Origin of the sequence: Nocardia sp. NPDC006982 (assembly GCF_042869435.1) — a bacterium.
Lineage (GTDB): Bacteria > Actinomycetota > Actinomycetes > Mycobacteriales > Mycobacteriaceae > Nocardia.
Window position 1 is genome coordinate 240,818 of sequence record NZ_JBIAFV010000001.1, and the last position, 13,394, is coordinate 254,211.

The 13,394-nt window shown below is 66.0% G+C and carries 14 protein-coding genes; 9 read left to right on the forward strand and 5 right to left on the reverse strand.

Annotation, left to right across the window (positions count from 1 at the left end; genetic code table 11):
- Window positions 1-76: 76 nt before the first annotated feature.
- Both ACFYOW_RS01240 and ACFYOW_RS01245 read left to right on the forward strand, forming a co-directional pair.
- Window positions 77-490 carry a YybH family protein gene (locus tag ACFYOW_RS01240; RefSeq protein WP_387283308.1) on the forward strand — a complete coding sequence of 138 codons (414 nt, stop codon included), beginning with the start codon at window positions 77-79 and terminating at the stop codon, window positions 488-490.
- A 108-nt stretch (window positions 491-598) separates the two neighbouring features.
- Window positions 599-1,639 (forward strand): crotonase/enoyl-CoA hydratase family protein, encoded by a 1,041-nt coding sequence (locus ACFYOW_RS01245; protein WP_387283310.1) that lies wholly within the window; start codon window positions 599-601, stop codon window positions 1,637-1,639.
- Window positions 1,640-1,644: 5 nt separating this feature from the next.
- On the opposite strand, the gene ACFYOW_RS01250 is transcribed toward ACFYOW_RS01245, so the two are convergent.
- Window positions 1,645-3,033: a phenylacetate--CoA ligase family protein gene (locus ACFYOW_RS01250; protein WP_387283313.1), complete on the reverse strand. Its 1,389-nt coding sequence runs from the start codon at window positions 3,031-3,033 to the stop codon at window positions 1,645-1,647.
- A gap of 169 nt (window positions 3,034-3,202) precedes the next feature.
- Here ACFYOW_RS01250 and ACFYOW_RS01255 point away from each other — a divergent pair, with 169 nt between their 5' ends.
- Window positions 3,203-4,327, forward strand: coding sequence for a BTAD domain-containing putative transcriptional regulator (locus ACFYOW_RS01255; protein WP_387283316.1), 1,125 nt, complete (start codon window positions 3,203-3,205; stop codon window positions 4,325-4,327).
- Here ACFYOW_RS01255 and ACFYOW_RS01260 read toward each other — a convergent pair.
- A complete protein-coding gene (locus tag ACFYOW_RS01260; protein ID WP_387283319.1) occupies window positions 4,324-6,417 on the reverse strand; it encodes a serine/threonine-protein kinase in 2,094 nt (697 codons plus the stop codon). The genes ACFYOW_RS01255 and ACFYOW_RS01260 overlap by 4 nt on opposite strands.
- A gap of 415 nt (window positions 6,418-6,832) precedes the next feature.
- Here ACFYOW_RS01260 and ACFYOW_RS01265 point away from each other — a divergent pair, with 415 nt between their 5' ends.
- On the forward strand, window positions 6,833-7,432 hold the full coding sequence (locus tag ACFYOW_RS01265; RefSeq protein ID WP_387283321.1) for an HAD family hydrolase: 600 nt from the start codon (window positions 6,833-6,835) through the stop codon (window positions 7,430-7,432).
- Here the strand turns inward: ACFYOW_RS01265 and ACFYOW_RS01270 are convergent.
- Window positions 7,429-8,076 carry a TetR/AcrR family transcriptional regulator gene (locus ACFYOW_RS01270; protein ID WP_387283323.1) on the reverse strand — a complete coding sequence of 216 codons (648 nt, stop codon included), beginning with the start codon at window positions 8,074-8,076 and terminating at the stop codon, window positions 7,429-7,431. The genes ACFYOW_RS01265 and ACFYOW_RS01270 overlap by 4 nt on opposite strands.
- A 131-nt stretch (window positions 8,077-8,207) precedes the next feature.
- Here ACFYOW_RS01270 and ACFYOW_RS01275 point away from each other — a divergent pair, with 131 nt between their 5' ends.
- Complete coding sequence (locus ACFYOW_RS01275) at window positions 8,208-9,356, forward strand: acyl-CoA dehydrogenase family protein (protein ID WP_387283325.1); 1,149 nt, start codon at window positions 8,208-8,210, stop codon at window positions 9,354-9,356.
- 34 nt (window positions 9,357-9,390) lie between these two features.
- Entirely contained in the window at window positions 9,391-10,143 is a 753-nt protein-coding gene (gene fabG / locus ACFYOW_RS01280; protein WP_387283328.1) for a 3-oxoacyl-ACP reductase FabG, read from the forward strand.
- Between the two features lie 192 nt (window positions 10,144-10,335).
- Here the strand turns inward: fabG and ACFYOW_RS01285 are convergent, their stop codons facing one another.
- The gene (locus ACFYOW_RS01285) at window positions 10,336-11,055 is read right to left on the reverse strand and encodes an SDR family oxidoreductase (protein ID WP_387283330.1); all 720 of its coding nucleotides are present in this window, start codon (window positions 11,053-11,055) and stop codon (window positions 10,336-10,338) included.
- Window positions 11,056-11,156: 101 nt separating this feature from the next.
- Between ACFYOW_RS01285 and ACFYOW_RS01290 the strand changes: the two genes are divergently transcribed.
- Both ACFYOW_RS01290 and ACFYOW_RS01295 read left to right on the forward strand, forming a co-directional pair.
- Window positions 11,157-12,005, forward strand: coding sequence for a helix-turn-helix transcriptional regulator (locus ACFYOW_RS01290; RefSeq protein WP_387283333.1), 849 nt, complete (start codon window positions 11,157-11,159; stop codon window positions 12,003-12,005).
- A gap of 401 nt (window positions 12,006-12,406) precedes the next feature.
- Complete coding sequence (locus ACFYOW_RS01295) at window positions 12,407-12,757, forward strand: hypothetical protein (protein ID WP_387283336.1); 351 nt, start codon at window positions 12,407-12,409, stop codon at window positions 12,755-12,757.
- A 99-nt stretch (window positions 12,758-12,856) separates the two neighbouring features.
- Here the strand turns inward: ACFYOW_RS01295 and ACFYOW_RS01300 are convergent, their stop codons facing one another.
- Window positions 12,857-13,015: a hypothetical protein gene (locus tag ACFYOW_RS01300; RefSeq protein WP_387283338.1), complete on the reverse strand. Its 159-nt coding sequence runs from the start codon at window positions 13,013-13,015 to the stop codon at window positions 12,857-12,859.
- Between the two features lie 20 nt (window positions 13,016-13,035).
- On the opposite strand from ACFYOW_RS01300, the gene ACFYOW_RS01305 reads away from it, so the two are divergent.
- Entirely contained in the window at window positions 13,036-13,389 is a 354-nt protein-coding gene (locus ACFYOW_RS01305; protein ID WP_387283340.1) for a VOC family protein, read from the forward strand.
- Window positions 13,390-13,394 lie beyond the last annotated feature (5 nt).

The window sequence follows — 13,394 nt, forward strand, 5'->3', positions numbered from 1 at the left end:
GCGAATTCGGCACGCTCTCTGGGTAAGAGCCACGGCGCACACCCGGCGGCCGGGCCGGAGAGGACGACGACCCGATATGTCCGATGACGAGAAGCAGATCCGAATACTGATCGAGCGATGGGCAGCGGCGGTGCATACCGGCGACTTGGCCGGCGTAGTCACCGATCATGCCGACGATATCGTGATGTTCGATGTGCCCCCGCCGAATGAAGGTGTGCGCGGCATCGACGCCTATCGGGATACCTGGCCCGGATTCTTCGAATGGCAGGCATCGGGTGCGACATTCGACATCGTTTCGCTGGAGGTAGAGGCGGGCGCAGACGTGGCATTCGCGCATGCGCTGCTGCTGTGCGGCACCGCGGAGGATTTCGCCCGCGATCCGGCCAAGCGCCTGCGGATCACCTTCGGCCTGCGCAAGCAGTACGGACGCTGGGTCGTGGTGCACGAACACCACTCCTTCCCCGACGACACTGCGGCACCCGAGGCCTGAACTCGAGCCGGTTCGCTACGGTGGCACCGAGCGCAACGATGCAGCGACCGCCGGTGGCGTGGTGCACCGTTGCCGCGAATACGGCATCGAGTGCACCGGGAGTTCCACGTGAATCAGCCTGATAGCGAAGCCTTTTCGAGCCATGCGGGCACCCGCCCCGCGGCCTGGTACGAGAACTGGACGGAGGTACCCGATTCGCCGTGGCGGGATCGGCCCGAGCCCGCCGGCGAACGCGAGTACCGCACGCTCACCTACGAGCGCGACGGGCGCATCGCGCGCATTACCTTCAACCGCCCGGAGAAGGGCAATACGATCACCCCGGACACCCCAATCGATCTCGCGCACGCGGTCGAGCGGGCCGATCTGGATCCGCGGGTGCACGTCATCCTGGTATCCGGGCGCGGCAAGGGTTTCTGCGGCGGCTACGACCTGGATATGTTCGCCGAACAGGGCAGCCACGGTGTCGACGGCTCGATCGACACCACCGGTACCGTGGCCGATCCGGTGGTGCAGGCGGTCAATCACAATCCCTGGGGGACTTGGGATCCGATGATCGACTACGCGATGATGAGCCGGTTCAACCGCGGTTTCGCCAGCCTGATGAATGCGAATAAGCCGACCGTGGCGAAACTGCACGGCTTCGCCATCGCGGGCGGCACCGATATCGCGCTCTACTCCGACCAGATCATCTGCGCCGACGACACCAAAATCGGCTACCCGCCCACCCGCGTATGGGGCATTCCGGCGGCAGGCATGTGGGCGCATCGCCTGGGCGACCAGCGCGCCAAACGGCTGCTGTTCACCGGTGACTGCATCAGCGGGAAGCAAGCCGAGGAATGGGGGCTCGCGGTCGAATCGTGTCCGGCCGATGAACTCGACGAGCGCGCCGAGGCATTGGTGGCACGTATCGCGCGCATGCCGATCAACCAGCTGATGATGGCCAAACTGGCCCTGAATTCGGCGCTGCATTCGCAGGGCGTGACGAATTCCGCGATGATCAGCACGGTATTCGACGGGATCTCCCGGCACACGCGCGAGGGTTACGCCTTCCAACTGCGTTCGGCCACCGTCGGTTTCCGTGAGGCCGTCCGCGAACGCGACGAACCGTATGGCGACTACAAGCGCGCCCAGTTCCGCGCCGAGGAATAGCGCGCTCAGCGTGTATAGCGGTGCTTCACCCCGATCGGGAAGTAGTCCGGATCACCGGTGGGGCGCAGCTCGACGTGCGGCAACTGACGTTCGGGCGGAACGTAATGCGCGTATTCGCTATTGCGGCGCAGCAATTCGTCGCGAATCGATTCGGCGACGCGTCGGGTCCGTTCGGGGGTATTCGGTTCGTCCGGGACCAGTTCCACGGTGACGCGCAGTGTCCGGTCGTGATCGGCGTTCTCCCACACCTCCAGCACGAACTTGCCGGTCACCCATTTGCTGACACCCGGCTGTTCCAGCCCGATCGTCACCGTCTCCGGAAAGACGTTCGCCCCGAATATCGATACCGCGTGCAGCGACCGCCCGAAGACATAGACGAACGGCAGTTCGGGTCCGGTTTCGGCACCGAGATCGAGGCCGTGGGCGGCACAGAACGCGAGCATATCCGCGTGCGAGACCACGCCACCGTCGTCGGCGATGTGATAGCGGATCAGCGGTACCCCGGAATCGGCGGTGAATGCCAGTGTGCCGTCGATGGATTCGAAATACCGATCCGCCGGATCGTATTGCAGCAGCGTGGGCAATCGCCGACTCCCGAACAGTTCTTCTCCGGCGCGATGTTCGCCGAGAAACCGCCGGATTCGCACGCTCAACGGCGTCTCGTTGCCGAGCACTCCCCCGTCTGCGGTGCCGTACAGCGAGGCCACATCCCGCACCGGATCCAGCCCGGTCCGCTGTGCCATCAGATCACGCCACTGCTCACTGATCACCTCACCGGCCAGTACGAGTTTCACCGAGTAACCCGACCACTCGACCCCCGCGCGCAGTCCGGTATCGATGACGTCCTTGAGGAACGGCGGATATCCCAGCAGCACAACCTGATCGACGTGCGAGCCCAGCTCGGGGATCACCCGCAGGATCTCCGCCTTGTTGTTGCCCGGCGCGACGATCGTCAACGGCAGTTCCGCCGCCAATGCCCGCAGGCAGGAGAGCGTGTACAGCCCGCCGACCCAGGTACCCAGCGGGAAGCACACCACCGCGAGGGTGCGCGTCGTCGCGGCACCGAAGCCGTCGACGAGCACCTGCGCGAACCGGCGGGTGGAGGCCGCCTCGTCCGCGGCGGTGCGCGGCCAGAAGGTCGGCGTACCGGTCGATCCCGATGACACCGCGATCAGATCGCAGTTGGTGAGATCGCCGCCGCGGCAGCGTTCGGGTAGCGGATAGCGGTGGTGGTAGTTCGCCTTGGTCGTCAATGGCAGCTGCTGGAAGGCCGCGGCATCTGTGATCTTCTCCGGATCGATGCCGTGCGCGTCCAGAAATGCCCGATACGCGGGCACGGTGGCCGCGGTCCGCGCGACCGAGTCGAGAATGTGCTGATCCGGATCGACTGACATCTGGCGACCTCTCTCCCCATGCGCCGCTTCAACGCTACCGGTCGGATGCGCGACATGCGTGATCGTCTGATACTTCTTCCACGGTCCCCGAACGCGGCACCCGCTGCCACGATGGAAACGGCGGGGTCGTGGCGCTCGATAGCTGTTTCGAGAATGGGAGGACTGGGGGATGTCGGAAATGCGGGCGGGTTTCGGGATGCTCGGGCCGGTGCAGTTGACGATCGATGGAGTCGCGCAACCTCTCGGCGGTGTCAAACAGCGTGCGGTATTGGCGTATCTGGTGGTCAATGCGAACCGGCCGGTGTCGACGGAGGCGCTGGCACAGGCGGTATGGGAGGAGAATCCGCCGCCGGATATCCGGATCAGCCTGCACACCATCGTGTCGAATCTGCGAAAGCCGTTGCGGGATGCCGGACTCGACGCGCGCACGATCCTTTCGCGCGCCGGCACGGGCTACCGGATCACGGTGCCCGCGGACAGCTGCGATATCCAGCGGTTCCGTACGCGCAAGGAATCCGGATTGCGGGCCATGGCCGCGGGCCGGTTCTCGGTGGCCGGCGAGGTGCTTTCCAGCGCGCTCGCGCAGTGGCGCGGCACCGCGCTGGCGGACCTGCAGGGCCTCGGCTTCGCCGATGCCTTCGCCACCGCCCTCGACGACGAACGGATCGGTGTCATCGAAGCCCGCGGCCAGGCCGAGATCGCGCAGGGCCGGGCCGACGGCGTGATCGCCGAGCTGGCCGAACTGGCCGACAGGTATCCGCTGCGCGAACCGCTGTGGGAGCAGCTGATCACCGCGCTGTATGTGAGCGGTCGACAGAGCGACGCACTCGAGGCGCTGCGCCGATTGCGGGTGACCCTCGCCGATGAACTCGGCATCGATCCGGTGGCCTCGATACGCGAACTCGAAGCCAAGATGCTGCGCCAGGAACCGCTCACCCCGCCCGCCGATGCCGTCGCATCGGCACTGCGCGCTACCACCGTCGTCGACCTGATAGCGCCCGGATCCCAAGCGTACCTGCGGGATTCGACCGGGCAGACGTTCCCGATCACCGGCCCGTTCACCCGCATCGGCCGACTGCCCGATAACGACATCGTGCTCGACGACGGCAAGGTCAGCCGCCATCACGCGGTGATCGTCAGCAATGGGGTGACGTGCGTGCTGAAGGATCTGCTGTCCTCCAACGGTGTGTTCGTCGGTGGGGTTCGGGTCATCGACGGCGCCGCGCTCATCGATGGTGTGACGATCCGTATCGGCGATACCGAATTCACCTTCGGCATCATGCCGCACAACTAGGTGGTGTGCTTATCGAACCAGTCCCGCAGTTGGGCTTCGGTTTTCGGTCCGGGGAGCGGGTTCTCCGGCACCAGTGTGCAGAACTGGGCGATCAGGTGGGCATCGGAGTGCACGGCGATCAGGCAGGTCCGGGTGCCGATATCCGGATCGTTGTCCAGGAAGCAGAAGAATCGGCCGATGTCCTTGCCCCCGCTGCGCCACACCTCGTCGGCGCCCCCGCCACCGCAGGCATGTCCGTTGAGCACCCCGACGTCGGCCCGGTACAAGGTGTCTGCCGACTGGGCGTCCGGGAATCCGAAGAACTGTGCGGACGGATAGTCGGACGGGGTACTGCATGCGATGGCGGCGTTCACCGTGCCGCCGGGCGGCGGCACGTGCCGACAGTTCGCCGTACTGAAGGCATTGCCGAGATGCCCGAGGACGACGCGGTCTTCGGGGGTGAAAAAGTCCGGGTCACGGGCGGCTTCGGCGGTCAGGAACTGGCTGGCGGCGAACTTGGACAGGTAGTCGCGCAGCGGCTGGTCGCTCGGCGACGGCCAGATGAAGAAGGCCAGTGCGAGCTGAGGCTCGTCGGTCAGCAGCAGGGATGGCTTCGGCGCGTTGGGGTCATCGGCGCGGTTGGCAAGGCACGCCTTGCGGCCGATCTCCTTGCCCTCGTACACCACCGGGCCGTCCGGCCCGGCGGGATCGCCCGGGCAGTTGGTGGCCTGGAAGGTGCGGATCAGGAGGTTGTAATAGTCGCGCAGTGCGGAGAGATTGCGGAACCGCATGTATCGGGCCGCCGACTCACTGGCCGCCGGGTGGTCCGGGCAGAAGATGACCGCGACGGTGGTGGAGGTATCGGGCTGCTCGTGCTGGCAGGTGGATCGTTTGCGGCCGGTCTGGGCGACGATCTTCAGCAGATCGATATCGGCGTCGCGCAGTGCGGTGGCGTCGGCGACCGCGGTGCCCTTGCGATCGCCGAGCAAGGTCCAGGCTCCGAATCCGGCCCCGGCGGCGATCACGGCCGCGAGTACCAGGACGAGCGCGGTCAGCCTGCGGCGTCGGCGGCGCGGTTCGGCCACCGGGACACCCTGCGTGTCGCGTGTCTCGGCTTCGGGCTGCTCGTTATCGGGCTTCCGAGCAACGGATAACAGCTCGTCACTGGTCACGGAATCGGGCGAGCTGCCTTGTCGGGCTTCATGCTTCGAGGTTCGTTCATCGTGCATCCCGATCGCGGACACCGCCGTGTGCCCCTCGGTGACCGCACCTGCACTCGTCAGCGCCGCCTCCGCCGCATACGCGAGGTCCCCCGCCGCCCGGTAACGCTCGCGCACGTTTTTGGCCATACCGCGCTCGATCACGGTATCGAGTGCGGGCGACACATCCGGCCGGTTCGTGCTCGGTCGCGGCACCGGCCCGAACAGATGCGCGCTGATGATCTCGGCGTCGGTGGTACCCCCATACGGCCGTGCCCCGGTGAGGCATTCGTAGAGCACGCACGCCAACGAGTAGACATCGACCGCGGGCGTGGTGTGCTCGGCACGGAACCGTTCCGGCGCCATATAGCTGAACGAACCGATCACCGCACCGTGGGTCGTCAGCCCCTGATCGGCATCGGAATGCGCGATACCGAAGTCGACCAGATAGGCGAAACCCTCCGGCGTGAGCAGGATGTTGTCCGGCTTCACGTCACGATGGACCAGACCTTCGGCGTGCGCGGCATCCAACGCCGACGCTATCTGGCGGATCACCGCCACCGCCTGCTGCGCAGGCATCGGCCCGTTGCTCTGCAACACCGACGGCAGGCTGACACCGTCCACCAGACGCATATCGATGTAGAGGTGGCCGTCGATCTCGCCGTAATCATGAATCGGGATGACATGCGGTTCGCGCAGTCGCGCGGCGGCGTCGGCCTCGCGCTGGAACCGCTCGCGGTACCCCTCGTCCTGCGCAAGCCGTTCGAGGAGCACCTTGATCGCCACACTGCGGCGCTTGCGCATGTCGTAGGCCTGGTAGACCTCGCCCATACCTCCGCGCCCGAGCAGCCGATCCAACCGGTAGTGCCCGAATATCGAGCCCACGGTCGGTGGCTGGCGCTGGCTCGTCATCTCGTCCTCCGCGATGCAGACCGGAGCCCTTCGCTGTCGGTCGACTGTAAGGTCGGCGACCTGCTTTTCGCGCCGCCTGCGGAAATGTTCCCCCTGTTTGATCTTCGCCGTGCCCTGTTTGGTTAACGGCACGTGAGGTCCAGCGACGTGAAAAGTCACGCTCAGCGGTCCGGCCCGCCCTGGGGCGGAGTCTGGGTCCGCGAAGCCTTGCGCCGCCGCTGTCGGCGCGGGCGTGGCATCACTGACATCCCCGGCCGATGCCGCGCGCTGTTGACATCTGGCGACGAACTCCTGGGCCCCAACCTCACCTACGCCGGATCGCTGGCCACCTGGTGGCCTCGCGTATGGCGAGGGTGAACTGCCTCAACCACAGGTGCTGTCGCGCCCGATCGAGTGCCGACGATAGAGTCCTGGGATGACCTGGACCGTCGGTTTCGACCTCGATATGACGCTGATCGATTCCCGGCCGGGTGTTTGCAAGGCGATCGAGCAGTTGGCCACCGAGTTCGGTCTGCCGTTGCGTGCTGCCGAACTGGCCGACCGGCTCGGGCCGCCGCTGGCGATGCTGCTGGCAGACGCCGGTGCGCCCGAGGAACTCGTTCCGGCACTCGTGACCCGCTACCGCGAGATCTATCCGTCGATCGTGCCCTACGTTCCGGCCATGCCCGGTGCCGATGCCGCAGTGGATGCCGTCCGTGCGCGCGGCGGACGGGTGCTCATCGTGACCGGTAAGCACGAACCGCTGGCCCGGCTGCACGTCGCCGAACTCGGCTGGCGGATCGATGAGGTGGTCGGCGATCTGTGGTCGGACGGCAAGGCGGCGGCATTGCGCGAGCACGGCGCGGATCTGTTCGTCGGCGATCACGAGGGCGATATGCGCGGGGCGCGGGCGGCGGACGTCTTTGCGCTCGGGGTCACCACCGGACCCTGCAATGCCGACGAATTGCGCACGGCGGGCGCGGATTTCGTCCTCGGCGAGCTGACCGAATTCCCGGACTGGCTGACCGCGCGCTAGCGTCCGCCCGCCGCACCCTCCAGCGTCGCGAACCGCAACGACAACCCGTCCAGCAACGCGCGCAACCCGGTCTCGAAGGCGGCGTCATCGATATCGCGCTGCCGCCCCGACAGCAGATGCGCCTCGTCCAGATGCGGATAGTTTCCGCGATAGACCGCCGCGTCCTCCGGGAACCCGCCCGCGAACGACCCCAGCGTCGACCCGGTGACGAAGAACCGCATGAGCGCACCCACCTGGGTGGCCTCGCGGCGCGGCCAGCCCGCCGCCACCAGCCCACCGAAAACCGCATCGGCCTGCCGCAACGCATTCGGCCGTCGACCCATGCCCTGATTCAAGGCAGGCACCAGCTTCGGATGCGCCGCCAGGGCCGCCCGATACGACCTGGCCCAATCGCGCAGTGCCACCCGCCAATCCGAGATATCGGTGAACATGGACAGATCGATCTTGCCGAGTACGGCATCGACCATCGCGTCCAGCAGATCGTCCTTGGTCGCGACATGGTTGTAGAGCGATGGGCCCTGCACGCCGAGTTCGGTGGCGAGTCGACGCATCGAAACCGCTTCCAGTCCTTCGGCATCCACCAGATCCAGCGCGGCCGACACGATGCGATCGCGGCTGAGCAAGGGGTGGCGCGGCCTTCCCACGAAAACCTCCTGGTCGATCAATCCAGTGTCACACGGGCGGGTACCCACAACATCAAACTTGCATCGCTAGTTTATCGATGATTAGCATACGAGAAACTTCCGCCGTTAGTTTTCTTGCCCCCGGAGTCGCGATGAACCTGGAACTGTCCGATGAACAGGCCGCCGCCAAGCGCCTCGCCGCCGAATTCGTCGACCGCGAGATTGCGCCGCATGCGACTGAGTGGGACCGGACCGAATCCGTCGATACCGCGATCGTGGCCGAACTGGGTGAAGTCGGTTTCCTGGGTCTGACCATTCCCGAGGAGTACGGCGGCAGCGGCGGTGATCATCTCACCTACTGTCTGGTACTCGAGGAACTTGGGCGCGGCGACTCCGCATTGCGTGGAATCGTCTCGGTCTCTTTGGGTTTGGTCGCCAGGTCGATCAACCACTACGGCACCGAGGAGCAGAAGCGCACCTGGCTGCCGCGCCTGACGTCGGGTGGTGCACTCGGTTGCTTCGGCCTCACCGAACCCGGGACCGGTTCGGATGCGGCGCAATTGCGCACCCGTGCGGTCCGCGACGGTTACGACTGGGTGTTGTCCGGGACCAAGATGTTCATCACCAACGGCACCTGGGCCGATGTCGCCCTCGTCTTCGCGCGCACCGGCGGCGAAGGACATCGCGGTATCACCGCATTCCTGGTGCCGACCGACTCCTCCGGCTTCACCGCCCGCACCATCCACGGCAAGCTGGGACTGCGCGGGCAGGCCACCGCCGAACTCGTACTCGACGGCGTCCGGGTTCCCGACAGCGCCCGATTGCACGATGAGGGCAAGGGTTTCACCGTCGCTATGGCGGCGCTGGCCAAGGGCAGGATGTCGGTGGCCGCCGGTTGCGTCGGTATCGCGCAGGCCTGCTTGGACGCCGCGGTCGGATATGCCACCGAGCGCGAACAATTCGGCAAACCGATCGCCGGGCATCAGCTGGTGCAGGAGCTGCTCGCCGATATCGCTCTCGATGTGGACGCGGCTCGGCTGCTGGTGTGGCGGGTGGCCGATCTGATCGACCGTGGTGCCGAATTCGCCGTCGAGTCGTCGAAGGCCAAATTGTTCGCGAGTGAGGCCGCGGTGCGCGCCGCCGATCGGGCGCTGCAGGTGTTCGGCGGTTATGGCTATATCGATGAATTCCCGATCGGCAAATATCTGCGCGACGCCAAGGTGATGACCCTCTACGAAGGCACAAGCCAGATCCAGAAGCTGCTGATCGGTCGTGCGCTGACCGGAGTCAGCGCATTCTGATGACCGCCGTATCAACTCCCGAGCAGGATGTTCGATGACCAGATTCACCGACCGGGTCGCCGTGGTCACCGGCGCGGCACAGGGTATCGGCGCGGCCACCGCGCAACTGCTCGCCGCCCAGGGCGCACAGGTCGCGGTGCTCGACCGCAATGCACCCGAGGACACCGCCGAGCAAATCCTCGCGGCGGGCGGCGCGGCCCGCAGTTATGTCTGCGATGTCACCGACCGCGCCTCGGTGGAATCCGTATTCGCCGATATCGCAACCGATCTCGGCGGTCCGCACATTCTGGTCAACAATGCGGGCATCACCCGCGACGATCTGTTCTTCCGGCTCTCCGAGGACGACTGGAATGCGGTGCTCTCGGTCAATCTGACCGGCGTTTTCCACTGCACCCAGGCGGCCCAGGAGTACATGGTCGCCCAGCGGTACGGCAAGATCGTCTCGCTGTCCAGCCGCTCGGCGCTCGGCAATCGCGGTCAGGCGAATTATTCCGCCGCGAAGGCCGGCATCCAGGGCCTGACCGCGACGCTGGCCATCGAGCTCGGGCCCTACAACATCAATGTCAATGCCGTCGCGCCCGGCTACATCGCCACCGCGATGACAGCCGCGACCGCGAACCGGGTCGGGGTGACGGCCGAAGACCATCAGAAGGCTGTGGCCGAGCGGACCCCCCTGGGCCGCGTGGGACAGCCCGAAGAGGTTGCCGCGGTGATCGCGTTCCTGGCCAGTGATGAGGCGTCCTATGTCAGCGGCCAGACGTTGTACGTCAACGGCGGAGCACGCTGAATGCGCCGCTAGCAACCGGTTGGCATGCGAGAAGGGTAGGTGTTCGGCGTGGCCGAACCGTCGCCGTCGGAGCGGACGCAGGACTGCCAGGTCGGGGACGCTCGAGTCCAAGGACCCTACCTGTGTATCTGCGGCGAAGACGGGCAGTGGGTGTGTCACGTACGAAATAAGTGAGATCGCCGGTCCCGGTGCTCACCAGGGCACCCGACCGACGCGGTTGAAGAAGCCGCCGGTGGGGCCGTCGGCACCGATGGTCGCCAAGTGCACGATGGCGTCGGCGCCCTCGGTGACCGTTTGATGGCCCGAATTCCCGTTCAAATCGGTTGCGGTGTAACCGGGATCGGCGGCATTGACCCGCATCTGCGGCAGTTCGCGGGAGTACTGCGTGGTGATCATGTTCAGTGCGGTCTTGGAGGAGGGGTAGACCAGTCCGAGGATCTGCGATTCGATCCGGCTCGGATCGGAGGTGATGGCGATCGAGCCGATGCCGCTGGACACCATCACGATGCGCGGGTTCGTGGCCGCGCGCAGTAGCGGGAGAAAGGCGTGGGTCACCTGCACAGGCCCGAAAACGTTGGTCTCGAAGACATTTCGGAAATCGGCAGCCACGGTATCGGCGGGTGTGGCGCGCGTACCGCCGATACCCGCATTGTTGATCAGAACATCCAGGTGCGGCGTCCGGCCCGCGATGGTCTGAGCGGCGGCCGCGATCGATTCGACGGACGTCACATCCAACTGGACGAACTCGACGTCCAAACCCTGTTCGGCGAGTTCGAACGCGGCCACCTTGCCCCGCTCCGCGTCGCGGGCACCGAGGAATACCCGCCAGCCGAGTTCGGCCAGCCGGCGGACCGTTTCGCGACCGATTCCCTTGTTCGCCCCGGTCACCAGGGCTGTTGTCGTGTTGGTCATGACTCGACCTTGGCCCGCCACCCGAATCTCGCTCCAGGGCTGACAACTCCTGGGACCGGCAGTACCACCCCGGGGTCCGTGCCCTGCGGCATCATCGAGGCATGGATCGCGCCGAACTCGCCAAGCTGCTGCGGCAGGCCCGGGCCCGGGTGCGGCCGCGCGATGTCGGGCTGCCCAGCGGTTCGCGCCGCCAAGTGCCCGGACTGCGGCGGGAGGAGGTCGCGCAACTGGCCGGTGTCAGCGTCGACTATGTGGTCCGGCTCGAACAGGGGCGCGGACCGCGACCGTCGGTGGCGGTGCTCGGCGCGCTCGCCCGCGCTCTGCGCCTCGCCGATCCCGAACGCGATCTGCTGTTTCGGCTGGCCGGTTCGGCGCCACCGCAGGAAGGCCGCATCAACATGGTGGTGCGACCGAGCGTGCTGCGCCTGCTCGACCGGATGGCAGATCTACCCGCGCTGGTGATCTCCGCGAAAGCCGATGTGCTGGCCTGGAATCCGATGGCTGCGGCATTGCTCGGGGACTTCTCCGCGTGGTCGCCCGCCCGGCGCAACATCATCTGGCAGTCCTTCCTCGGGACCGAACCATCCCGCGTGGTCTTCACCCCCACCGAGGCCGAGGCGGCCGCCGAATCCTGGGTCAGCTCGCTGCGCACCGCGAAGGCGGCCTATCCCGACGATCCGGACCTGGGTCGACTCATCACCGAACTACGCTCGCGCAGTACGCGATTCGACCGGCTGTGGCGCGAAGGGAGCACCGGCAACTGGCGCAGCGCCACCAAGACCATCGATCATCCCGAGGTCGGACGGTTGGTCCTGGATTGCGACGCTCTGTTCGTCCCCGACAGCGACCAGGCCGTGGTCGTGTACTCCGCGGCACCCGACACCCCCGCCGCCTCGGCACTCGAACTGCTCCGAATCACGGGGACGCAGCAGCTGAGCGAGCGGCGATAGCGCCTCGATGGTCGATCGCGCGATTTGAACTCGACGGTTGAGAAGCTCTCGCCCGCATGGCTTTTGAGAAGCTCGCACAAGGTATAGGTTCGCGACGTAGCCACTGGATGTGCGACGTTCACGAAGTTGCGTTGAGGGGTGAGCACGATCCACGTGGTGCGGGGCCGGGCCGACTACGGGCCGCGGCTGTTGCGCGCGACGGCTATGAGTGCCATGGCACGGCACCGGGGCGACACCGCAATCGATGCATTCGTCAGCTGCGGTACTGGCTGCCGATTCACCGCCGACGACTGAGCCGCAATCAGCCGGTATCGGCCGGACTGTACGCTGGCATTCGCCATAGGGGTTCGATCAGGTGCAACCGCAATGGATTTCGATGTCGCTCATAGGTCGGTCGCAGTATGAAGAATCCGTTCAGAGGTGCCGTGATGGCTGCCGTGGCCATTGCCGCGGGTGCGCTTCTCACACAGTCGGAGCTGCCTTCGCCGGGTGGTGGCAGCAACGAGAAGGAATGGGCTCAGTTGACAGACTCTCGATCAACCCCGCCTGAGCAGTTGGTCGATGATGACTATGAAGCCAACCTGGAAGAACCCGTCATCGACGACCACAAGCCGACGAGCCTGCAGGAATTCGCCGAGGACGCCCGCGCGGGTGGCTCCAGCAATACCGAGCCAATTGTCCTCGGCCCGATGGGCGAACTCGAGCCCGCTCAGCCGGGGCAATCTGTTATCGAACAGATGAGTCCTCGGTGACCGCTTCCCGGAATAGCTGTTCAGCGACGCATGAACCAAGCGATAACGGGCAGCCGCATCGGGATCAGCGACCCATATGGTGCGGGGCGCCAGCCGTCGTCACCGCCGAGGGTGCAGCTGCAGTTCGGCGATGGCTTGCACGCGGGCGAGGGTGATGCCCGTTCTCTGTTCCAGTTCCAGGGTCGGACGTACACCGACGGGCTGGCTGTGCAACTTGGCCTTCAAGTTCAGAGCCGTAGTGCCAGCACGCTCGGTCACCGTCTTGGCAAGATAGCGGCATGGAACGAGTGCTCGGAATCGGCGGATACTTCATGCGGGCCGCCGACCCGGCGGCCCTGAGCGCGTGGTATCGCGATTGCCTGGGCCTGGACGCAGATGAGAACGGCCTGTGGCATCACGGAGCCGGGCCGACCGTGTTCGCGACGTTCGAGTCCGAGACCGACTACTTCGGGTCCCGCGCTCAGCGAACCATGCTCAACTTCCGGGTCCGCGATCTGGATGCGATGCTCACGCAATTGCGCGCCAAGGGAGCGGACGTGGCCGAAGAAACGCAGGACATGGCGGGTGTCGGTCGATTCGGCTGGGTCACCGATCCTGAGGGCAATCGGGTCGAACTGTGGCAGCCCGCCTGAGGCCC